Consider the following 21,049-nt stretch of genomic DNA (forward strand, 5'->3'; position numbering starts at 1 on the left):
GTCAGCCGCACTGCTGACGTCTCAATCCGGATCACCACGCGTCGGTATCGTTCATGGCGAGAGGAAACGCTCAATGAAGGTCTGTGTTGTCGGCACCGGATACGTCGGTCTCACCACCAGCGTCAGCCTGGCCTTCCTGGGCCACGACACCACCTGCATCGACCTCGACAAGCAGAAGATCGACACCCTCCGCGGCGGTCACTGCCCGATCTACGAGCCGCATCTGGAAGCGCTTCTCGAGCAGGCCTCTTCCCACCTGACCTTCACCACCGACTACGCCGTCGGCGTACCCGACGCTGACGTCGTGTTCATCGCCGTGCAGACCCCGCAACTCGACAACGGCAACCCCGACCTGCAGTACCTGCGATCCGCCGCCGAGAGCGTCGCCCAGCACCTGCGTGGCGACTTCACCGTCGTGGTGAACAAGAGCACCGTTCCGATCGGCTCCGGCAACTGGGTCGACGCGATCCTGCGCGAGGCCTACGAACGTCACCACGGTCACCGCCCCGACGGTCGATTCGCCGTCGCCTCGAACCCCGAGTTCCTGCGCGAGGGCACCGCGCTCGCTGACACCCTCTACCCGGACCGGATCGTCATCGGCTCCGACAACCAGAAGAGCCTGGACGTCCTCAACCAGCTCTACCGACCCATCCTCAACCAGTCCTTCACCCCGCCCACCGTGCTGCCCCGCCCCGCCGGCATGAGCGCCGTGCCGCTGGTCTCCACCGACCTTGCCTCGGCCGAGCTGATCAAGTACGCGGCCAACGCCTTCCTCGCCCTCAAGATCAGCTACATCAATGAGATCGCCGCGATCGCTGGCAAGGTCGGCGCCGACGTCCGCGAAGTCGCCCGCGGCACCGGCCTCGATGCCCGCATCGGCCCCCGCTTCCTGAACCCCGGCATCGGCTGGGGCGGATCCTGCTTCGGCAAAGACACCGCAGCGCTCATCGCCACCGCCAGCGAGTACCACCTCGCCATGCCGATCGTCACCGCCGCCCGCGACGTCAACCACCGCCAGCGCACCAAGGTCGTCGACCGGCTCCTCGACGAACTCCACATCATCAAGGGTCGCAAGATCGGCATTCTCGGCCTCGCGTTCAAGCCGGACACCGACGACCTGCGTGACTCACCCGCCATCGACATCGCGAATCTGCTCCTCGAACGCGGTGCCCGGATCACCCTGCACGACCCCGTCGCCGCCGATCGCTTCCGCCGCGAACAGCCCACCCTGGCCGAGCACCTCGCCGATCGCGTCGAAGACGTGTTCGACGACGCCGACGCCATCGTGGTCGCCACCGAGTGGTCGCACTACCGCGATCTCGACTGGGCCAAGTTCGCCCCCACCATGCGCTCACCGCTCGTCCTCGACGGGCGACACTGCCTCGACGCCGACAGGCTCACCGAAATCGGCTACCGATACCTGACCATGACCGCACCCGCCATCCCACCGCGCTCCCAGGCCTGATTGTCCTGGCCTATTGGCAAGTTGACGGCGTACGACTCTGCCGGCGGTCTGCCTGTCGCGGTCGGGCAACCGCCGGCCTCAGCATGAGCGGCGATGAGTAACGTGACGGCCACTGGGCCGTCATTGCTTCATGTCAATGCGGTCATCGCCCGCGCGATGCGAGGGCCGACAAGCCGCTCAGCCACGGAGAGGGGATACCACGTCGCACCTCCCACCTCCGATTCTTGGATACGCCCCACGTCCGCCTGCGCCGTCAAGAACGAGTAGCCGAAGTCGAGATGGAAGTGTTCCGGCTCGTCCCTCGCCGGCCGCGCCGGAACTCTGCCGTACTCGACGTAGACCGGCATCTGCGATGCTGGGACGAGTTCGCTGGGATCAACACCGGTTTCCTCTACCAGCTCACGCACCGCCGCGCTGATCAACGTGGAGTCGGTCGGCTCCAGGTGTCCTCCCGGCTGGAGGAGGATCCCGTAGGCGAGGTGATCAACAAGCAGCACCTCGGTGCCGCCGCGGACCAGGAGAGCGCCAACCGTCACATGCATCGGGAAGGTTCGGCGCGAGGCGAATCCCTCTCCCTCAGCCAGCAGCTTCACCGGCTCAGACAGCGCCACGGCCTCGTCCGGATAGCACTCAAGGTAGGCCAAGAGAACCCTAGAGATGTCCGAGCTACTGATCGCCACGACCTGCCTCCGCTTCAACGCGTTGAGGGCACTGACCGATCAGGGGCGCGGTTGTCCGGGTCGACCATCGGTAGGTGCGGTGCTCCCGGTGGAGGGCGATCAATGACACCTCGCTGACCGTCGCTGTCATGGCGGGCAGGGCCCGCAACTCGGCCAGCCTGGCGCGGATGGGGGCGGTGGGGGCAGGTGCCCCGCTGTAGGCGATCGTGACGTGGGGCCGGAACCCGTCAGCTGGTTCGGGGACGGTCGGCCACACGGCGGCGATCGCGGCCCGGATCGCGGCGCGAACCCGTTCGACGGAGCTCCAGGGTCGGACGAGCAGACCGATTCCTTCGGCGTCGGGGTCGACTGGGCCGAGGGACAGGTCCAGCGGCGGCAGGCCGGCGCACCGTTGCCGAGCTTCGGTGACGATCGCTTCGATGTCGCCGTCGGGCACCTCGTCGGTGAAGCCGAGGCCCTGCATGGTCAGGTGCAGGCCGTCGATCGGCACCAGGTCCAGTCCGGGGAACTGGAGCTGGTGTTGAAGGTCGGTGACGAGGCGGTGGAGGTCGGGCTGTTCCTGGAAGGTGAGGTGCCAGGTGTAGAAGTGGCGGCCGGCGCGCCAGCCGGGACGCCAGTACCAGTGCTCGGTGAGTGCGGTCAGGTCCCGGTAGGCGGTCCACCGTTGCCGCAGGCTGGCCAGTTCCCGGCTGCTCATGTCGGCGATCGTAGGCCCGGTGGTGGCGGGCTGCCGGGATGCGTCAATTCGGTGAACAGGTCCGCGACGTCCTGTAGTCGCGGGTGACGGCCGAAGGTGTGGGCGGCGGCGAGGAATTGACGAGTGCGTTGGTAGACCGATTCGAAGCAGTGCTCGGCGGTGAGGCTGAGCGCTTCCAGCGCCAGCCCGGCGGCGTGGTCGAGGTCGCCCGCCCGCGCGTGGGCCGTGGCCAGATCAAGGCGGCTGAGCGCCTGCGGACCGCGCAGCTGCGCCGCGTCGAACGCCGCGACGGCGGCGGTGAGGTCCTCGATGACGCCGGTGGCGTCGCCGAGGACCAGGTGGGCCGTCGCCGCGTTGGCGGCGGCCCGGGTCGGGCAGTACGGGCCGAGGGTGAGGCTGGTGCTGACCTGCCCGTCCGCCGGGTGTTCGAGCAGCAGGGCGAACGCACGGTCCACGGCCTGGTGGACACCCCGGCGGTCGCCGAGGTGGGCGAGCGCCCGGGCCTGCCCGTTGATCGTGAGGCGAAGGCGATGCGGGCCGGCGCCGGCGTGGCGTAGACCGTCTTCGGCGAATGCGAGCGCGTCGCGGTGCATGCCGGTGTAGTAGGCGACCAAGCTTTGGGTGGCGCGGGCCCAGGCCTGCGTGTCGGGTTGCCCAGCGGCGTGGGCAAGGTCGAAAGCTTCGGCGGCGTAGGCGCGCGCGACCGGGAAGGCGCGCAGGTCCAGGGCGAGGGTGGCGAGGAGCCCGGACAGGTGGGCGGCGGCGGTGTACAGCCGGGCGCGTTGCGGTGGGTGCTGCCGGGCCGCCATCAGCTGGTCGACGCTGACCCGCAGCGGACGCAGCCGGGACACGAGCGTGGCCGGCGGGAGTCGTTCGTTGTCACTGATTGCCTGCCGCACCTCGTGCTCCAGGTGCGCCAGCCGCGCGTCGTTATCGGCCGGCACGGTCAGCGCGGACCGGCGGGCGGTGATGCGCTCCTCGTGCTCCCACCACAAGGCTCCCGCGTCGGTAGCAGTGCTGGGGCCAGCGGGTGGGGGCGCCGGGCGGTGGCGGTGTTGATGGTCCACGTCGGCGATGCGGTCGTACTCGGCGGTCAGCACGCCACCGGTGCGCAACACCGCGTCGCAGCGAGACCAGAAGGACCGCTCGGGATGTTGGCGGCCGGTCTCGGTGTTCGCCACCGAACTGCGCCCGTACCGCACGAGCCGGGCCAACCCGTGCTGGGTGTGGCCGGCGTCCTTACGCAGGTGGGCGAGGTGGCGACCGAGCGCGCGGCGAGCGGCGGCGATCTCGTCGTGGTCGACCATCGCTGCCACCCCCGGTGCCGCAGTCACGATGAGCCGACACCGTAGCTGCTCCCGGTGACACTTTCTGGACCCGGCGGACTCCCCGCGCGACTGCCCCCCGATGGGTGAATAGCCAGTTCACAGTGCCGGCATCATCGGGGCGGGGCCGTGACGCGGACGTGGTCCGGGTGGTGTCGGAGTTGTGTCGGCATCTGCCGACAATGTCGGCGCACGGCGCTGCGGGCGTGTCGACCGGCCGGCGTCCTACGGTCCCTTCATGCCCTCCGAACGCCGCGACGTCACCGCTGGCTTGCCCCGTAAGCGGATGGCCGCCGGGCTGTTGATCACCGACGCGGACGATCGGGTTCTGCTGGTCGAGCCGGTCTACAAGGCGGGCTGGGAAGTTCCCGGCGGGTGCGTCGAGGCGGACGAGTCGCCATACCAAGCCGCGATCCGGGAGTGCCGGGAGGAACTCGGCCTGGACCTGGCACCGGGTCGGTTGCTCGTTGTGGACTGGGTGCCGGCCCGCACTCAGCGCACCGAGGGCCTCATGGTCATCTACGACGGCGGCACCCTCGACCCCCGCGTGCACGAACGGATCGTGGTGCCGCCCGGCGAGTTGAAGGGCTGGGCCTTCTCCGACCCGCCAGAGGCCGCCCAGCGGCTACCGCCGTTGCTGACCCGCCGGATCACCGAGGCGCTGAACGCCCGTGCGGACGGGTGCAGCTACTACCTCGAAGACGGCGTCCGAGTCACCTGACCGGAGACCCACCGCCCGGAAGGGCGAAGTGTCGGCTGCTCCAGCCGGGACGCCAACGGGACACCTCCGCTCCCGCCGTTCGCATCGAGACACCACCACCGCCCACCGTGCTCACCTTCGGGAGGTACCGCCATGCCGAAAACCGACCACCCTGACCGCACGCCCGCCCGTCCCGCACCACTGCAGCGGGATTCGGTGCTGCCGGAGCTGCGGGAGGTGTGGTGGGAGACCGGCGTGCGGGCGCGAGCGCAAGCCGGCCTGTTCGCCGTCTTCTCCGAACTACCCCGCCTGGTCTGGGCCGCGCTCACGGTGAGTTGGCGCGCCGACCGGGCGCGCACGTCAGTGGTGGCGGCGACCACGGTGGTCGCCGGGGTGATGTCAGCGTTCGGGCTCCTCGCGGCGCAGCGGGTGCTGGTGGAACTCTTCGCCGGCGGCCCGACCGCCGACAAAGTGACCGCCGCGCTACCCGCCCTGGCCGCGCTCGCGGCGGCCACCGCGCTGCGCGCCGGCATGGCCACCGCCATGGGATACGCCCAGAACGGCCTCACCCCGAAGGTCGACCGGGAGGTCGAACGCGGGCTGTTCGAGGTGACCACCGCCGTACGCCTGGAGGCCTTCGACGCCGACGCGTTCGCCGACGACATGGAACGCGCCTCCCGCGGCGCGAACTCCACCACCTCCCTGGTCCAGGCGTCGATGAACCTGCTCGCCGGCCTGGCCGGCGTGATCGCCGTCGCGGTCGCCGTGGTGGTGGTCCACCCGCTGCTGCTGCTCGCCCTGCTGGTGGCGACCGTGCCGAACGGCTGGGCGGCACTGCGGGCCGGGCACCTGCGCTATCAGACCTACGCCGCCGGGTCGGTACGCCGCCGCCGGCTGTGGCTGCTGCACCGGCTGATGGCCGAACGCGACTCCGCCCCCGAACTGCGCTCCTACGGCCTGCGTGACTTCCTGCTCGACCAGTACGACCGGGTCATGAGTGTGGAGACCCGGATCCAACTCGCCCTGGCCCGCCGGGTCACCACGACCACCACCGTCGGCGCGATGATCGGCGGGGTCGCCACCGCCGTGGTCTACGTCCTGCTCGGCCTGCTGCTCGTCGACGGTCAGATCCCGCTCGCCGCCGCCGCGACCTGCGTGATCGCCGTGCAGTCCGCGCAACGCTCGCTGGCCGTGGTGACGTTCCAGGTCGACCGCGTCTACACCGAGGGGCAGCACTTCCGCGACTACACCGGCTTCATGACCCGGGCCGCCGACTACCTGCCACCACCCACCGACCGGGCCGCCGGTGCGCCGATCACGGAGCGGCTGCGGGAGATCACCGTCGACGCAGTGAGCCTGCGCTACCCCGACCGCGACACCCCGGCCGTCGACCGCGTCACCCTGACCATCTCCGCCGGGCAGACCGTGGCGTTCGTAGGGGAGAACGGCTCCGGCAAGTCCACCCTCGCCACCATGATCGCCACCCTCCGCACCCCCACCAGCGGCACCATCCGCTACAACGGGCAGTCCGGCGACGACTGGGGCACCGGCGCGCTGCGGGCCCGGATCGGGGTCGTGACGCAGGAGTACCACAAGTGGCCGTTCACTGCGGCCACCAACATCGCCATCGGCGACATCAGCACCACGACGGAGCAGGACCGGATCGAGGCCGCCGCCACCCGCGCGGTCGCCCACGACATGATCTCCGAGCTGCCCCACGGGTACGAGACCCTGCTGGACCGCACCTTCGCTGGCGGCCAGGACCTCTCCGGCGGCCAGTGGCAACGCATCACCGCCGCCCGCGGCTTCCTGCGCGACGCCGACGTACTCATCATGGACGAGCCGTCCTCCGCCCTCGACCCCCGCGCCGAGGACGCCCTCTTCCAGGCCATCCGCGACCGGCAGGGCACCGGCATCACCATCTTGATCACCCACCGGCTCGCCAATGTCCGCCACGCCGACCGCATCTACGTCATGCACCACGGCCGTCTTATCGAGACCGGCACCCACGACCAGCTCATGACCTCCGACGGGCGGTACGCCGAACTGTTCAACCTCCAAGCGGCCGGCTATGGAAGCGGGGTCGACTGCCTGGACGAGGTCGCCGATGCCCATGCGGAGGGTCAGGTTCCGCACCAGCACCAGCCTGTCTCGTCATGAGGAGCGTCGCGATGGACGACCTGACTCACACCGGCAGCCCCGAGACGATCCTCGTCTGCATCCGCGGCAACTCCGGTTCCGGGAAGAGCACCATCGCCCGCGTGTTGCGGCGCCGGCACGGCCGCGGCTGCGCCCTCGTCGAGCAAGACCACCTCCGCCGGATCCTGCTCAGAGAACGCGACAAGCCAGGTGGCCTGGCACCCGCGCTCATCGCGCAGAACGTCCGTTTCTGCCTCGACCACGGCTACCACGTGATCCTGGAAGGGATCATGCATGCCGCCCGGTACCGCACCATGCTCACGGAACTGCGCGAAGCCCATCGCGGGCGGACGTTGTTCGTCTATCTAGACGTGTCGCTACCCGAGACGCTGCGGCGACACGAAACGCGCCCGGAGGCGACGGAGTTCACCCCCGACATCATGCGCAACTGGTACGCCCCGCGCGACCTTCTCGGCTGGCCGGGCGAACTCGTCCTGCCTGAGAGCATCTCGATGGAAGAAGCGATCGGCCTCATCGCCACTGCCGCCGGCCTACCGTTGACTGGTCGCGACAGCGACCTACTACCAGCCGTCCCGTGACCACACCTCATGTGACAACCCCGGACCGTGTGGGCGTCCCGATGGGCGCGGCGGGCATCGTGTGCGCGGCGCTCGTCGCCGGTGCCGCGCCCGCCGGGGTGGGCATCGAGCGGGTCGTACGCCGCTCGGACAGGGCCCTCGTTGCCATCGGGCGCCAGGACGGCCAGCCAGTAGTAGCGAAACGTCCCATGGATGATCCTTACTGGGTGGGCCGGCGCCAGCTCTGCATACGCACCCACCTATCGGCCGCCGGCATGCCCAGGTCTCGACTCGCGCAGTTGCGCCAGACGCTGCGGCAGGCACGTCGTGGCCCTCGGGCACTGACGCGGTGACCAGAAGCCGGACGACCGCCAGCGTGCCGGCCCACCATCGGCCACCGGCCGCTGGTGGGGCATCGTCGCCTCTGAGCCGTGACTTCTACCGCCTGTGGGGCGCCTACTCGGTCAGCGAACTGGGATCGTCTGTTGGGGCAGGCGCGCTGCCGCTGGTCGCGATCCTGCTGCTGGACGCATCGAGTTTGCAGGTCTCCCTGCTCGCGGTGATCTCCGGCATCGTCTCAGCGGTCATCGTCCTGCCGCTGGGACCCTGGATCGAGTTCCGCCGTAAGCGACCCGTCATGTGCGGCGCCGACCTGCTTCGCTGTGCGGCCCTCGCCAGCATCCCCGTCACCGCCGCGCTGCACGAGCTGACCTATGCGCAGCTGTGCGTCGTGGCGATCGTCCAGACCACCGGCGGTATCGCGTTCGGCGCTGCCAGCAGCGCACACCTGAAGAACCTGGTCACGACCGAGCAGCGCGTCACCGCCATCGGCCGGCTCGACACCTCCCAGTGGACGGCGAACAGCATCGGGTCACCCATCGGCGGGATCCTCGTCTCCTGGCTCGGCACCACCGCGTCCGTCACCGTCGACGCCGTCAGCTTCCTGCTGTCCGCACTCGGAATCCGCCGCCTGCGCAGCCCCGAGCCACCACCGCCCCCACGCCACCCCGCGACCCGCCGAGGCAGGGAAATCGTCGAGGGCTGGCGGTACATCCTCCACCACGCCAGCCTGCGGGCGTTGCTGATCAACGCGCTCATCTTCGGCGGCGCCATCATGGCCGCTATGCCCGTCGTCACGGTGCTCATGCTCCGCGACCTACACCTCGCGCCATGGCAGTACGGCCTAGCCCTCGGGCTGCCCTGCGTCGGCGGAATCCTCGGCTCCCTGACCGCTGGCCCCCTCACCAACCGCTACGGCCTCCACGCGGTACTGCTCACCACCGGAGTGGGCCGTACCCTCTGGATGGGTCTCATCCCGCTCGCACAACCCGGCACACCCGGCCTGATCATCATCGTGATCGCGGAGACGCTCCTGCTCTTCTTCGCCGGCGCCTTCAACCCCACCTTCGCCACCTACCGCATGACCCACACCAGCGAACACTGCCTGTCCCGCGTCCTGACCGTTTGGTCCATCAGCAGCAAACTGACCCAGCCGATCTTCATCGCGGCGACTGGCATCCTCGCAGCCGCCACCGACCCCCGCACCGCCATCACCGCCACGGCTGCCCTCACCGCCGCCAGCGCCGCATTCCTGCCTTGGAAAGCAACCTTGCGCAACCTGCCGGTGCAGCGTGGGTGCTAGCTCGGCAACCTCAAGCACCATGATCGACGGCTACACCGTCATGGCAGAAGGTGGGGGCGGGTCTTGCAATTCTCTGGTCCTGCCGGTCCCGTTAGTCGTTGCCCGGTGCCGTTGGGGCGGCGTAGCCGAGCAGTTGCATGGCGGCACGGTTGTCGGCGCGGGACCAGAACAGCTCGTGGAGATCCTCAGGCAACTCGTCACGGTGACTGCCGGTACGGCCGCGGCGAAAGAACTGGTCGTCGGCTTGGCGAAGTTCGGCGAGGGACGGGATCGAAGCATCCGCGAGCGGTGTGAGTTCGGGGGTCATGGCGGCGATGAGGGCTTGCACGGTCGCTGCTGGTGCGCGGGTCAGGTCCTCGTAGCGCAGCACGTATCGGTGCGGCACCGGTGGCTGGAGCCAGCTGAGGACATTGCTGCCCCAGCTACCGGTACCGACCACGCTCTGGCGAAGGATCTTTGCGCGGAGTTCAACCTCGTAGCGGCTCGAATCATCTTCACTGTCCTGGCGCGCCCAGGAGACCAGAGCATCGCGACCGTCACGGATCAGACAGATGGCGCGGTCATCGTCGTGGACGTCCGCGTCACGCTGCCGGTGGGTCTTGATGAAGTACGCATCGGGCGCCGCCCGCAGCTCGCCGAGTGGCGCAAAACGCTCGGTGAAGCCGATGAGATCTGGCCCCAAGCGGGCGGCCACGCCATCGACGTCATAGATCGTTGAAGTACGGAGGCCGTACATGCGATGCAGGACGATCCGCAGGAAGGTGTTACCGGAGCGGGGGAACGACGCGACCCACACAATCATCCACGAACTGTAACGATCTGATGCCCAGGCGTGTAGACGCGAGGGCCTGCCGGGCTGTCACCCATCGACGCCGACGGGGCACCTTTCCTCGATGTCACACCCGCAGCCGTATCGCCCTGCACGCCGCCCGGCCGTGACAGGCGACCGCCCGCAACGGAAGCCGCTGCCAGCAACGGCGGGTGAACGACCTACGCAGGCACGACCGCACGGTAGGGTAACGACTCACATCGAAGACCGCCTCTGGCCGGCACCGAGTTATCTCGCTTAGCCAGCCGAGGTGCGATGGCCCCGGGGAGGCGGCGGTGGCAGATCCGCACGACGTAAGCGAAGCGTGGCGCGCGCTCGGCCAGCAGTTGGCCGCGTACCGCAAGGCGGCTGGCCACACCCAGCACTCACTGGCGCCCAGGATCCTCACCGGCCGCAGCACGATCGCGAATACCGAAGTCGGACGCCAGCACCCGGACCGGGCCTTCTGGAAACGCTGTGACGAGGTCCTCGACACCGACGGCGCCCTCACCGCCGGGTACGACCGGGTCGCGACCATTGAACAGAAGTACCGCCGGGCCAGGGGAACAGCAGCATTCACCACCGCTCTGACCGCAGCCGGCACCACCCTGGTGACTGGCTCAAGCGGCCAGCCCGCAGGGGAGACGGATATTGTGATGACTGTGGCAGACGGGCGAGGACGGCACGTTCAGGTCAGCCGCCGGTCTCTCCTGCAGGCGGTCCCCGGCAGTGTGGTGGCGTCCCTGGCGAGTGCGGAACCACTCCTCGCAGCGACACGGGCGGCGCAAGTTGATCCGGCCGTCGTGGAGCACTTCGCGGCACTGCGGTCGGTGCTCGTGGAATCCGACAACCGGGTCGGCGCCGCAGCGATCCTCCCCACGGCCCGCCAGCAGCTCGGCCACATCGCCGACTACCGCCGAGCCGCACGAGGCAGCCTGCGCGACGCGCTGTTGAGTACCGAGGCCCGGTGGGCAGAATTCGCCGGCTGGCTCAGCGACGATATGGGCGACCGGGACGCCGGCGAATGGTGGCTCGCCCAAGCGTTGACCATGGCCCAAGAAGCCGGCGACATGGAGTTCACCGCCTACGTTTTCGCTCGCATGGCGCAGCGGGCCAGCGACGCCGCCGACCAGGACCGCGTACTCGGGCTTGCCCGTGCCGCCGAGCGCGCTGGCAGCATCCGGGAGCAGGTGCGCGCGTTCGCGGCGGTGCAGCGCGCCCACGGGCACACGGTCGAAGGTGACACTGGCTCGTTCCGGGCCGCCATCGACGAGGCCCACCACCTCGCTGCCGCCACCGGAACAGACGGCGGTGGGCTCGGTGCGTTCTGCACCACGGCATACATCAGCGCGCAGGAGGGCGAGGGCTGGCTTCGGCTGGGCCGCCCCAGCGCCGCCGTCCGGTGTTTCGGGGAGGCTCTCGACGCGTGGCCCGAAACGTACCGACGTGAACGGGGCCGCTATCTGGCGCGCACCGCCGTCGCCCACGCCGCCGCCGATGAACCCGGGCCGGCCGCTGCCGCCGCCCTCGCCGCGCTCAACCTGGCCAACCTCACCCGCTCGGCACGAATTCAACGCGAGGTCGCAATCGCAGGCCGCCAGCTCGCGGCGTTTCCTACCGACCCTGCGGTGCAGCAGTTGCACGCCGCCCTGGCCGCTTCCACAGCGACCTCGTGACCGACAGCAGCGGGGTCGGTGACAGGGTCGATGCCGCCTTCGTCGGCCGGGCCAACATCGACCTGACCATCCATGTACCCCACCGTGCCCGACCTGGCCGCACCGCCATCGGCTCGGCTTCACCCGTCAATGCCGGCGGCAAAAGCCTCAACCAGGCCATCGCCGCCGCCAGCCGCGGCGGGCGCGCTGCCCTGATCGCCAACGTCGGCGCGGACACCTGGGGCCACCAGATCACTGCAACACTGACCGACGCCAAGGTCGACACCCGCCACGTCCGGCTCGTCCCCGACGCCACCACCGGCGCGGCCATTATCGAGGTGACCCCAGACGGCGAAAGTTACATCACCCTGGCACTCTCACCCGCCACCGAACTCACCACGGACGACATCCACCGCGCCACCGCCGGCCTCACCACCGAAGCCGTGATCGTTCAGCTCGACCTGCCACCCGAACCCGTAACCACACTGCTAAGCCACCGCCGCGCACCGATCATCCTCGGCAACCTCGTCCCCCACCCCGACCTCGACCCCCGGCTGCTCGCGGAACTCGACGTCCTCGTGGTCAACCAGCACGAAGCCGCCGCCATCCTGCGCACCAACACCGGCAACCCGCTCGACTCCGCCGCCGCACTGCAACGCCTCGGCCCTCGTACCGTTATCGTCACCGCAGGCCCCAACGGCGCCGCCTTTACCCACCCCCACGGATCCGGCACCATGCCGGCACCGGCCGTCCCGGTCGTCGACACCACCGGAGCCGGCGACGCCTTTCTCGGCTGTCTCGCCTTCGACCTCGCCCGCCACACCCCGCTACCCGAGGCCATCACCGCCGCCGTCCACGCCGGCTCCCACACCGTCGGGCACAGCGGCGCTCACACCCCGCCACATCAGGTCCCCTGACGGAGACCTCCGTTCAAGGGCAGCTGCTCCAGCCGCTGACCCAGCACCGGCAACCGAGTATCGAGACACGGTCAGTCTGCGGAGACATCTCGGCTATATAGCTGTGGCCGCGCTGGGCGTTTCTCGTGATGATTCCCTCGTGGAGCAACAACTGTGGTTCGGCCCAGAGTTTGTCGAAGAACATCGGCGTCGCTTCGGCACTCGGCCGCGTTCTGGACGACAACTTACCTACGACATCGCTGTTGATGAAGAGTACGCGCCGCGGCGCGCCTGGCTCAGCGAGCAGCTTGATCTACTCGCCGCGAAGCAGGCCGCAGAATTCGGGCGAAAGTTGTGGCTCGACGAAAGTCACTGGCCGTGTGTCTTCGAGCTCGCGGCCGGTGCGGCGCTTCGAGGGGCCAGCTTCACCGCCGTATACGAAGGTGAACATGGCAGGCTCACCCCGGACTGGACCGTGCTTGGCGCGGACGGGAAGCCGGCCATGTTCGTGGAGGTTCACACCGACCAGCCGGCGAGGCAGACCTTCGGGCAGATCCGGGGGTGGCACTACCTCGACCAGTTGATCAGGAAGATCCCGGTGGGTGTTGTCCTTGGCATGGCCGCTCGCGGCAACGTGCCACCCAGACCGCCCGAGGCTGGCACCGCCAAGCGGATCGCACGGGACCTGCGCGGGCGGCTACTCGCTTCACCGGTCCCGCCAGCAGTGATCGATACGCATGGCTACCGGTTTACCGTGGTGCGCGATCGGTTCGGTCCGCTCCGCTCAGCCAGCGGACTCTGCGCGCAGTTCGCCTCTCCGAGTGGTATCGCGGGCCCTGTTGACGCCCGCAGGCTCGCCGCGGCCGTCGACGCCAAGGTCAGAAAGTACGCCGACGTCATCGACACGCACGACGTACCGTTCGTCGTGGCGGTCGGCGCCCACCCTTTCACCGGGCTCGAGCTGACCAACGTCGATAACCTGCTCGCTGGCGAGCAGGTTATGACGTTCCAGTTCAACCCAGGCGATTGGCACATTGGCTCGTGTCAGGTTGACCTAGCGCATCCGTTCCGATGGACGATGCCCGCCCGATTGTCGGGGCTGCTGTGGATGTCGAACAAGTTCCCCTTCAGTATCGGTGGGGTCCGCCTCAACGCTGAAGCGAGGCGGGCCGTACCACAAGCACTCATGGATTTACGAGTCAGTGAGCCGCTGGGCGAGCCGCAGGGTTGCTGGTGATCCAGCACCTCGCCGCTGACCAGCGTCAGCACACGACCAGAGGCGGGGCCGGCACGAGCAGTGATGTTGTCGTACCGCTCTGCCATGCTCGGTGTATACGCAATTCCGCGATCATCAGTGAGAGGTACGCGGTGGGCGAGATCCGCAAGGGCACCAGCGGCGGCCCGGCTGTCGACAACAAGATCACACGGCGGCGATGACATGGCCTTCGCGGCGATCCATCCCGAGGCTGGCCGCATCGACGCCACCTTGCCCGACCTCGGCTGCGGCCTGACCTGGCCGGCGGTGCACAAGACTCGGCCTCGCGTGGCGTTGCGGTGTCCGGAGTGCGGGCATGGTGTGCATGCCAAGGTGTCCGCCCGCAACCTCAGGTACTTCGCCCATGACCCTGGACGCCCCGCCGACTGCGCCTGGCTGAACGAGTCGCTGGAGCATCACCTCCTTAAGCTGGAACTGGCCACCGCGGTACGTGCCGCTGATTGGCACGCCGAGCTGGAGGTTCGTTCCCCGGATGGCACCTGGCGCGCCGACGTGCTCGCTTCCTCGCACGACGGCACCCGACGCATCGCCTGGGAGGCCCAACTGTCGCCCATCACCATCGACGACATCCAGGAGCGCACCGAGCGATACCGCTCCGCCGGTGTCGGCGTGTGCTGGGTCAGTCCGGCCGCGCAGGCCCCGTGGATGGGACACGTGCCGTCAATCCGGGTCCGCGAACCTGCCCAGGGCCAGGCCTGGACCGTCGTGGAGGGTCCGGCCGCATTCGACATCGATTACGGCGCCTGGGTAGCCGTCGACACGCTGGAGCTGACCGCCTTCGTCCGCTGGGCGTCGCGAGGGCAGCCCGTCGTGCACGAGCTCCGCCCCCGATACCGGCGGGTCTGGTTCGGCTCCGACCACGTCTACCGCCGGCGGCGCCTGGTCTGGACCTCCAGCCCGCATATCGATACCGAGACCCGGCACGAGGCGATGCGGCAACGCCAGGACGCACGCAAGCGCCAACGGGAAGAGCAGCAACGCCAGGCCGAGCAGCAGACCGCAGCCGAAGCCGAGGCCCGACGCCAAGACGAGCAACGGCAACGCGAGATCAGGGCAGCGGAGGAGGCCGCCCGGCGAGACGAGCAACTTCGGAAATGGGCGGCCGACGCCGAACAGGCACGCCAGCGACGCGAAGCCGAGGAGAAGCTGCGGCAGGCACAGCAACGCGCCGCCGAGCAGCAGCGGCTGTGCCAAGAGCAGGACGAGCGACTGGCCGCGGACCGGTGGTGGGGGGAGTTGTCTGCCGCGCAGATCCACGAACTCCGCGAGGCCGTCGCGGAGCCGCTGTGGAAGACACACGCCGCCCGCCCCGAGTTCGACGCCCAGGGCCCCACCCCGGACCGCGCCTACGGCATCGCCATTTACATTCGCCAGCGGCTACACGGGGTGCTCCGGCCCAGCCCCGTTTCGCTGCACCGGCTGCCCCCTGCCGTCTGGGTCTACGTCCGCAATGCTCGGGAAGCCCAACAACTCGCCGGCACAGGCACCATCGACACCGCCCGTATCGTGTACTTCAACCTCCCCGACCACGAGCAGATGTCGCTGATCTAGATCAAGATCCATTCCGAGTGCGCCGCGTCGGATCCGGCGTCCGCGACCTGGCCGCTCACTATCCCGGTCCTCACTAGCGGCCCGGAAACGCCGCGATGACGGCCGCCTAGGGTGATGGCGCTACGGCAGGATAGGGGCGTGGGGCACCGTCGCCACCGAGCTGGCCGTCGCAGAAACGAGGTAGGGGAGACACCGAGTGGCGCTCCGAATCACGCTGGGACTTCCAACCGACACGCCAAAGGTCCACGCACCGTTCACTGCTGAGCAGGTCGCGCTACTTGGTCGCTGGCAGGCTGCTCCGATCGCCGCACACATGAGGTGCCCCCGTCACGGCGACGTGCGGCGCAAGAGTTCGGATCTCGTTCCAGACGTCAGCGGTTGGCGCTGCGCCTTCTGGACGCCGGACTATCCCGACGTGGCCTGTTCGTACACCGTCGACTGGGCCTACGTCGGGATGCTAGACGAGCACAACGTTCGGAGCCTTGAGGAGATGTCGGTCGACGTGGTCGAGGTGTCGTTCGACGACGACTCGGACGAACCCTTGAGCGTCTTCTCAAACTGTGACCTCCTCCTGTCATTCCACGACACGGTCGACCTTGACTGGGAAGAAGTCGCTGAACGCAGCGCGCTTGATGAACGGCGAGGTCTCGTTATAACGCAGAGCACTGCCTTGGAGGATCTTCTCGGCGACGTGATCCTGCAGCTGGAAAGACCGAACGATCCTGAGACGCGTCGAAGCGAGCTAGACCAGTGGATGATCGGCAAACGACTAAATCGTGTGGAGTCGCTTCTGGCTAGCGGCGCATCCCCAGACGCAGACCGCAGCTTCCCACGCGAGGAGCTATGGGCCGCAATCAGGCGCCGCAACGAATTAGCGCACGGGAACATCACCCGAGTCATCAGCGAGGCTTACCCGCGACCCGACGGAGCAGGCAAGACCCAGCGAGTGGAGTGGCACCTTGTGGACCGCCGGACCCGCGGATCCCAACTGATCACCATGGCCGGACTACGCGAGGACGTGTATGCCGCGATCGCGGCATACACCAGTCTTCTCCGCTGGGCAGCAGCCAACCCTGGCGACTAGCTGACTTTCGGCCGCGACAGGGGGCTGGTGTTACGTTTTCCGGTTTGGTGCCGCAGACCTGCATCAAGAGCAGGCTGCCCGCGCGACGGGGAGCGCGTTCTTCGCAGACCTCTCGGACCTATCGCGTCCGCGGACGGCAATCGCCGTGGCTCCGACAGAGATATCACCTAAAGGTGAGCGCCGCAGGACTCCCCCGCCAGCAAAAGCGGTGCATGAGCACCACGCCGAACACACTGATGCCTACGTCGTAGCCGTAGGGCGCGGATCGCGGCTACCTGCGGGCACCCGCGCCGGTCAAGAGCTCCCTTCAATGCCGATCTTGACGGACTCACCAACATCATCTTCCTACTGCGCGCTGCGAGGAAACCCGAGCGTTCCACTACGTGACCGTCACGCCCGGCGACGCTGCGCGTGGCAATGGTCCGGGGGCACCCATTCGTCATGGCCAGGGTCGTCGTTCGGGGCCTGGACCGACAGGACGTCTAGGGTCGTGGGCAGGTGGTGTTGCCCGTCGAACTTCACCAGAAGCCGCACGTCGACAGGCTTATGCAGGGTGACCCAGACGCGGTCCCTTCCGCCGTGGTCGGATGACGCGAGCCCAGCCGCATCGGCGTCAAGCGCGTCCAGCTCGAAGGAGAGCCCGATCTCGATCCGGGCGTCGAAGGGCACCAGCGCCGAGCCGCTGAACCCGCCTGCCAGCTCCGCCCGCCGGTCCAGCTCGAGGACGTAGGTGTCTTCGACGGCGACGCCCTCGCTCCACCGTGGCAACGCCAGCGCCTCGGGACTCAGGTCGAACCTGGCGAGCGCGTCGTCGAGGCGGTCGGCAACCCAGTCGACCAGCGACGCTGCGTCGAGGCCCGTGACGTACGCCGACAAACGCGGGTCGACGTCCGGGCCCGTGGTGCCGCGCAGCGATGCGAACAACACCTCGGCCAGCTTGGCGGCAGTCGGGACCACCATGACGCTGCCGCCCTGGGGCAGGTCGGTGGCTAGGTCGGGGTGCAGCTCGCCGCCGTCCGCGGTGAACGTCTTGTCGCCGGAGACCAGGAACGCCGCGTCGGCGTGCGTCCGGGCGAGCCGCGCGACGACCGCCGACCAGACGAGCGCGTCCCGGTAGCCGCCTCCGTTGTCGTTGAACGGGCGCCGGCGCTGGGTCGCCCACTTCACGAGGGTCTCGTGGTCAACGTCCGGCATCGCGTCCACGACGAACCCGAGCGTTGCCAGCCGTTCCTGCAGCCAGGTCTCGTAGCCGGCGGCGAGCCGATCGAGCGACCCGCGGAACGCCGACGCCGCGTCGTCGGCGCCCAGCTTCCGCAGCCGTGGCCCGTGCTTGTCTAGGACCTGCCGGACGACCGCCGCCTCGCGTCGCTGGTTGGCGACGACCTCGATGAACGCGACGGCCGGGACCACCACCGTGTCGTAACCGGCGGAGACTCGGGCGGCGAGCAACTCCCACACGGATCCGGTGAGGCGGGGGTCGGCAGTAAGCGCGTTGGCGTCGAGGACGACGAGCACCCGACCATTCTGCGACCCGGGCCGACGGCAACGCGAGCGGGTTTCAGCAGGGGGTGGCGGTAGCCGCCGACCGTGAGCAGCCGGCCTCGAAGCATCGAGCATGCGCGAGCCAAGCTGTGAAGCCAGTCGAGTTCGCGCTCAGATGTGCGCGCTCATCGGCCATGAGCGCGCACCGCCGGCCGTCCCGGGAGGTGGTCCCTCACCGTAGGTCAGGGCTGTATCAGCGTCCGGCTAGTCGATGTGGGTCCCGCCGCCCGGATCCACCCCTGCCGACGACGCGCCGACGAGACCGTTAAGGGTCACCGACGATCAGCGGCAACGACGGCCAAGTCCGCCGATGTCGACCTGACCTGGCACGCGGGCCGGTCGCGTCACGTGCGACCGTCGAACCGACCTCGGGTCGGGAGTACCCCCGGCAGCGATGCCCGGGCGGGACCCGGCCGAATGCGCCGAGGTCGCCCATCACGCCGACGGGTTGGCACTGCCCCGATCCGCCGCGCCGGTCAAAAGTGCGGGAATCAGATGCATCGACCTCCCGACCGTCAACCCCCGATGCTCGCCCTGCCCAACGTCCCGACCCCGCTCGCCGCCGTACGCCAGCCCAGACCAACGGCGGCCGACAGCCCGAACACAAACCGGCAGAGAAGATTCACAACACCCACCACAGTGGACAACAGCCGTACGCTCACCCGCCGACACCCGACCATGATCCAGACCAGGCGCCACGCAAACGCACTGGTCAGCACGGACAGGCACGAACCCCCACCCGGACAGCACGGTGACAACGGAGCACCGACGGAGCACCAAGCTCCCACATCGTGGAAGATCACGGCACATCCTGGGAAACAATCAAGGCCGCAACCGGCGTTTACGCTGGTCGCGGCCTTGATTGTGAAGTGCGCCCGAAGGGACTCGAACCCCTAACCTTCTGATCCGTAGTCAGATGCTCTATCCGTTGAGCTACGGGCGCTGGTGCTCGGCCAGTCTACACACCCGGCCTTCGCGCGGAGACTCCGGGATTCGAACCCGGGAGGGGCTTTAAGACCCCAACCGCATTAGCAGTGCGGCGCCATAGACCAGACTAGGCGAAGTCTCCCAGGTGGCCCGCAGGCCACCGCGCCCGAGGATACAGGCCCCGCCCGGCCGGGGGCAAAGCGACTACCGGAACAGGCTGCGCCCAGGTGTCCGGGACGGCTCCCGCTGTGCATTGGTGTGATCAGGACTACGCTCCATCGACATGCAGGAGCAGCCGTCCAGCGAGCACAACCGCCGTGAGCCTGCTGAGGGAGCCCGTCGACGCTCCCCGAAGGCGACCTTCACGCCACCTCCGGCACCGCCGCCGCCCGAGGACCAGGAGGATCCTGCCGGGTCCCGTCCTCGGCGGTCGAAGGCGGCTCCGAGCGTGCTTTTCCAGCCCCCACCGGTGCCAGAGCAGACGCTGCCACGCCGGTCCGACCCGGACGTGTCCGGGCCTCCGGCCGCCCCGGTACAGCCTTTCGCCAGCGGCCCCGGGGTAGCCGACCCGAGCGGGCGTACGGCGTCGCCGGTCACCGGAAAGAGCGGGGATGCGACGGCGGTACCCGCGGCGCGGCGCCGCGGTCGGACCGGCCAGCCGGCGGCGGGTGTCGACGCCGCCGGAGCGGACAAGGCTCCGGCTGACGTCAGACCCACGCGCAGGAAGGCGGCCCCGGGCCGGGTACCGCCGATTCAGGGCGGTTCTGCCGGTTCCGGCCCCGAAGCCTCCGCTGCCGAGGGTCGGGCCGTCGACACCACGAAGGCGGGAACTGGGCGGATCGACGACAGCGAGACGGTTTCCCGGACCACCGACGCCGGCGCCGCCGACACCGGGGAGACGGCTTCGGGGGAGACGGCCTCGGGGCAGACGGGCAGCGAAACGACGCGGTCGGCAGCGGGCGAGGCTGGAGGGACTCCGGCAGGGAAAGCGGCGGCGCGAAAAGGGGCACGGCGCGGCGACCGGACGGCACCTGAGCCGACCAGCGGGGTGACAAGCGTCGCGCAGGGAGCGAGGAAGGCCACGCGGCGAACGGCAACCGGCGCGGCTGCCGCCCCGGGCGAGGCTGCTCCGGCGTCGGCCACCGAGACGGCACCGGTCAAGGCGGCCCGGAAAGCCACGAAGAAGGCAGCCCGTCGGACGGCCACCGGCGGACCGGTCACGGGCGACACGCCTACCAGCGAGACAGCCGTCGGCGCGCCGGTCACCGGCGAAACGCCCACCAGCGGAACGACCACGAGCGCGGCGGCTGGAGTCCCGCTACTCGACGACGGTGCCGGGCGCGACATCTCGGAGCGTACGCCGGAATCGGAGCTGCGGGTGATCGTCGCGCGAGTGCTCGACCACCCGGGCTTCGCCCCGGAGTTGCTGGCTCTGGCCGCGGTGGAGGTCCTCGGGCCCAGCGCGGCCGAGTGGGTGCGGCGGCTGCGGGAGTTGTACCCGGGGGCGGATGCGGACGGGTTGGCCCGGCTGGCCACTCGACGCTTCGTCCGGCAGGCCGGCGTCGGTGGGGCGACCGCCGCGCTCACCGGGTTCTTGGCGCCGGTGGTCGAACTGACCGTGGTGCTGTGGTCACAGGCGAACCTGGTGCTGCATCTGGCGGCGGCGTACGGACATGATCCGGCGCATCCGGACCGGGCGGCGGAACTACTCACACTGACTCAGGTGCATCCCGACCTGGCTAGCGCGGAGTCGGCGCTGGCGGCGGCGCGGGCGACGCCCGAGCCGGCGGAGGAGGATCCCTGGCTCCGGGCGGTCGAGGCGGCCTGGCGACTGGCGGCCCCACTGGCCGCACAGGCGAGTGGTTGGCTGGCGTTGCGCCTGGTGTCCCGGCTGCTGCCGGGTACGGCGGCGTTGACCGCGGCGGCCGGCAACTCGGCGGTGGCCGAACGGCTGGCCGCCCGAGCCACCACCCACTACCGCGCCACCACCCACTACCATCCGGCCCGCCGGCCTCGCCTCGGTCACTGACGGAGCCGGTTGACCAAGAGGTTTGCGTGATGACCCGCCGATGATCAACTTCGGA

At 69.2% G+C, this 21,049-nt stretch carries 16 protein-coding genes and 2 tRNA genes; 11 read left to right on the top strand and 7 right to left on the bottom strand.

Annotated elements, in window-relative coordinates:
• Positions 1-73: 73 nt before the first annotated feature.
• Positions 74-1,465, top strand: coding sequence for a UDP-glucose/GDP-mannose dehydrogenase family protein (locus tag KBX00_RS01085; RefSeq protein WP_210822302.1), 1,392 nt, complete (start codon positions 74-76; stop codon positions 1,463-1,465).
• A 128-nt stretch (positions 1,466-1,593) separates the two neighbouring features.
• On the opposite strand, the gene KBX00_RS01090 is transcribed toward KBX00_RS01085, so the two are convergent.
• From KBX00_RS01090 to KBX00_RS01100, 3 genes are read right to left on the bottom strand one after another with little or no spacing between them, the layout of a single operon-like run.
• A complete protein-coding gene (locus KBX00_RS01090) occupies positions 1,594-2,145 on the bottom strand; it encodes an NUDIX hydrolase (protein WP_210822304.1) in 552 nt (183 codons plus the stop codon).
• Positions 2,132-2,842 carry a 2'-5' RNA ligase family protein gene (locus tag KBX00_RS01095; RefSeq protein ID WP_210822306.1) on the bottom strand — a complete coding sequence of 237 codons (711 nt, stop codon included), beginning with the start codon at positions 2,840-2,842 and terminating at the stop codon, positions 2,132-2,134. The genes KBX00_RS01090 and KBX00_RS01095 overlap by 14 nt, the downstream gene beginning before the upstream one ends.
• Positions 2,839-4,176: a helix-turn-helix transcriptional regulator gene (locus KBX00_RS01100; protein ID WP_307867925.1), complete on the bottom strand. Its 1,338-nt coding sequence runs from the start codon at positions 4,174-4,176 to the stop codon at positions 2,839-2,841. Before KBX00_RS01100 ends, KBX00_RS01095 begins: the two co-directional genes overlap by 4 nt.
• A gap of 229 nt (positions 4,177-4,405) precedes the next feature.
• On the opposite strand from KBX00_RS01100, the gene KBX00_RS01105 reads away from it, so the two are divergent.
• From KBX00_RS01105 to KBX00_RS01120, 4 genes are all read left to right on the top strand, one after another.
• Entirely contained in the window at positions 4,406-4,888 is a 483-nt protein-coding gene (locus KBX00_RS01105) for an NUDIX hydrolase (protein ID WP_210822308.1), read from the top strand.
• Positions 4,889-5,020: 132 nt separating this feature from the next.
• Positions 5,021-7,027 carry an ABC transporter ATP-binding protein gene (locus tag KBX00_RS01110; protein ID WP_301547122.1) on the top strand — a complete coding sequence of 669 codons (2,007 nt, stop codon included), beginning with the start codon at positions 5,021-5,023 and terminating at the stop codon, positions 7,025-7,027.
• Between the two features lie 11 nt (positions 7,028-7,038).
• The gene (locus KBX00_RS01115) at positions 7,039-7,605 is read left to right on the top strand and encodes a kinase (protein ID WP_210822310.1); all 567 of its coding nucleotides are present in this window, start codon (positions 7,039-7,041) and stop codon (positions 7,603-7,605) included.
• Positions 7,606-7,933: 328 nt separating this feature from the next.
• Complete coding sequence (locus KBX00_RS01120) at positions 7,934-9,226, top strand: MFS transporter (RefSeq protein WP_307867927.1); 1,293 nt, start codon at positions 7,934-7,936, stop codon at positions 9,224-9,226.
• Positions 9,227-9,317: 91 nt separating this feature from the next.
• Here KBX00_RS01120 and KBX00_RS01125 read toward each other — a convergent pair whose 3' ends face one another.
• Positions 9,318-10,028, bottom strand: a complete 711-nt coding sequence (locus tag KBX00_RS01125) for a sulfotransferase domain-containing protein (RefSeq protein ID WP_210822312.1) — start codon at positions 10,026-10,028, stop codon at positions 9,318-9,320.
• Positions 10,029-10,330: 302 nt separating this feature from the next.
• Here KBX00_RS01125 and KBX00_RS01130 point away from each other — a divergent pair, with 302 nt between their 5' ends.
• The 5 genes from KBX00_RS01130 to KBX00_RS01150 all read left to right on the top strand — a co-directional run bounded on the left by KBX00_RS01130 (position 10,331) and on the right by KBX00_RS01150 (position 16,496).
• Positions 10,331-11,710, top strand: coding sequence for a helix-turn-helix transcriptional regulator (locus KBX00_RS01130; RefSeq protein WP_210822314.1), 1,380 nt, complete (start codon positions 10,331-10,333; stop codon positions 11,708-11,710).
• The gene (locus KBX00_RS01135) at positions 11,707-12,606 is read left to right on the top strand and encodes a PfkB family carbohydrate kinase (RefSeq protein WP_210822316.1); all 900 of its coding nucleotides are present in this window, start codon (positions 11,707-11,709) and stop codon (positions 12,604-12,606) included. Before KBX00_RS01130 ends, KBX00_RS01135 begins: the two co-directional genes overlap by 4 nt.
• A gap of 139 nt (positions 12,607-12,745) precedes the next feature.
• Entirely contained in the window at positions 12,746-13,822 is a 1,077-nt protein-coding gene (locus KBX00_RS01140; RefSeq protein WP_210822318.1) for a hypothetical protein, read from the top strand.
• Positions 13,823-14,023: 201 nt separating this feature from the next.
• Entirely contained in the window at positions 14,024-15,412 is a 1,389-nt protein-coding gene (locus tag KBX00_RS01145) for a competence protein CoiA family protein (protein WP_210822320.1), read from the top strand.
• 196 nt (positions 15,413-15,608) lie between these two features.
• Complete coding sequence (locus tag KBX00_RS01150) at positions 15,609-16,496, top strand: hypothetical protein (protein ID WP_210822328.1); 888 nt, start codon at positions 15,609-15,611, stop codon at positions 16,494-16,496.
• A 390-nt stretch (positions 16,497-16,886) separates the two neighbouring features.
• Here KBX00_RS01150 and KBX00_RS01155 read toward each other — a convergent pair whose 3' ends face one another.
• From KBX00_RS01155 to KBX00_RS01165, 3 genes are all read right to left on the bottom strand, one after another.
• On the bottom strand, positions 16,887-18,011 hold the full coding sequence (locus tag KBX00_RS01155; protein ID WP_210822330.1) for a PIN domain-containing protein: 1,125 nt from the start codon (positions 18,009-18,011) through the stop codon (positions 16,887-16,889).
• A gap of 897 nt (positions 18,012-18,908) precedes the next feature.
• Positions 18,909-18,981 (bottom strand) — tRNA-Arg (locus tag KBX00_RS01160).
• A 35-nt stretch (positions 18,982-19,016) separates the two neighbouring features.
• A tRNA-Ser gene (locus tag KBX00_RS01165) sits at positions 19,017-19,107 on the bottom strand.
• A 1,236-nt stretch (positions 19,108-20,343) separates the two neighbouring features.
• Between KBX00_RS01165 and KBX00_RS01170 the strand changes: the two genes are divergently transcribed.
• Entirely contained in the window at positions 20,344-20,994 is a 651-nt protein-coding gene (locus KBX00_RS01170) for a hypothetical protein (RefSeq protein ID WP_301547124.1), read from the top strand.
• Positions 20,995-21,049: the final 55 nt, after the last annotated feature.

It is taken from the genome of Micromonospora sp. C95 (assembly GCF_018070465.1).
In the GTDB taxonomy this organism is placed as follows: Bacteria; Actinomycetota; Actinomycetes; order Mycobacteriales; family Micromonosporaceae; genus Micromonospora.

Bases quoted from the DNA above. Each gene is read 5' to 3' on its own strand.
- KBX00_RS01145 (WP_210822320.1), top strand. From the start codon at position 14,024: ATGGCCTTCGCGGCGATCCATCCCGAGGCTGGCCGCATCGACGCCACC.
- KBX00_RS01105 (WP_210822308.1), top strand. From the start codon at position 4,406: ATGCCCTCCGAACGCCGCGACGTCACCGCTGGCTTGCCCCGTAAGCGG.
- KBX00_RS01085 (WP_210822302.1), top strand. From the start codon at position 74: ATGAAGGTCTGTGTTGTCGGCACCGGATACGTCGGTCTCACCACCAGC.
- KBX00_RS01115 (WP_210822310.1), top strand. From the start codon at position 7,039: ATGGACGACCTGACTCACACCGGCAGCCCCGAGACGATCCTCGTCTGC.
- KBX00_RS01110 (WP_301547122.1), top strand. From the start codon at position 5,021: ATGCCGAAAACCGACCACCCTGACCGCACGCCCGCCCGTCCCGCACCA.
- KBX00_RS01095 (WP_210822306.1), bottom strand. From the start codon at position 2,842: ATGAGCAGCCGGGAACTGGCCAGCCTGCGGCAACGGTGGACCGCCTAC.
- KBX00_RS01125 (WP_210822312.1), bottom strand. From the start codon at position 10,028: ATGATTGTGTGGGTCGCGTCGTTCCCCCGCTCCGGTAACACCTTCCTG.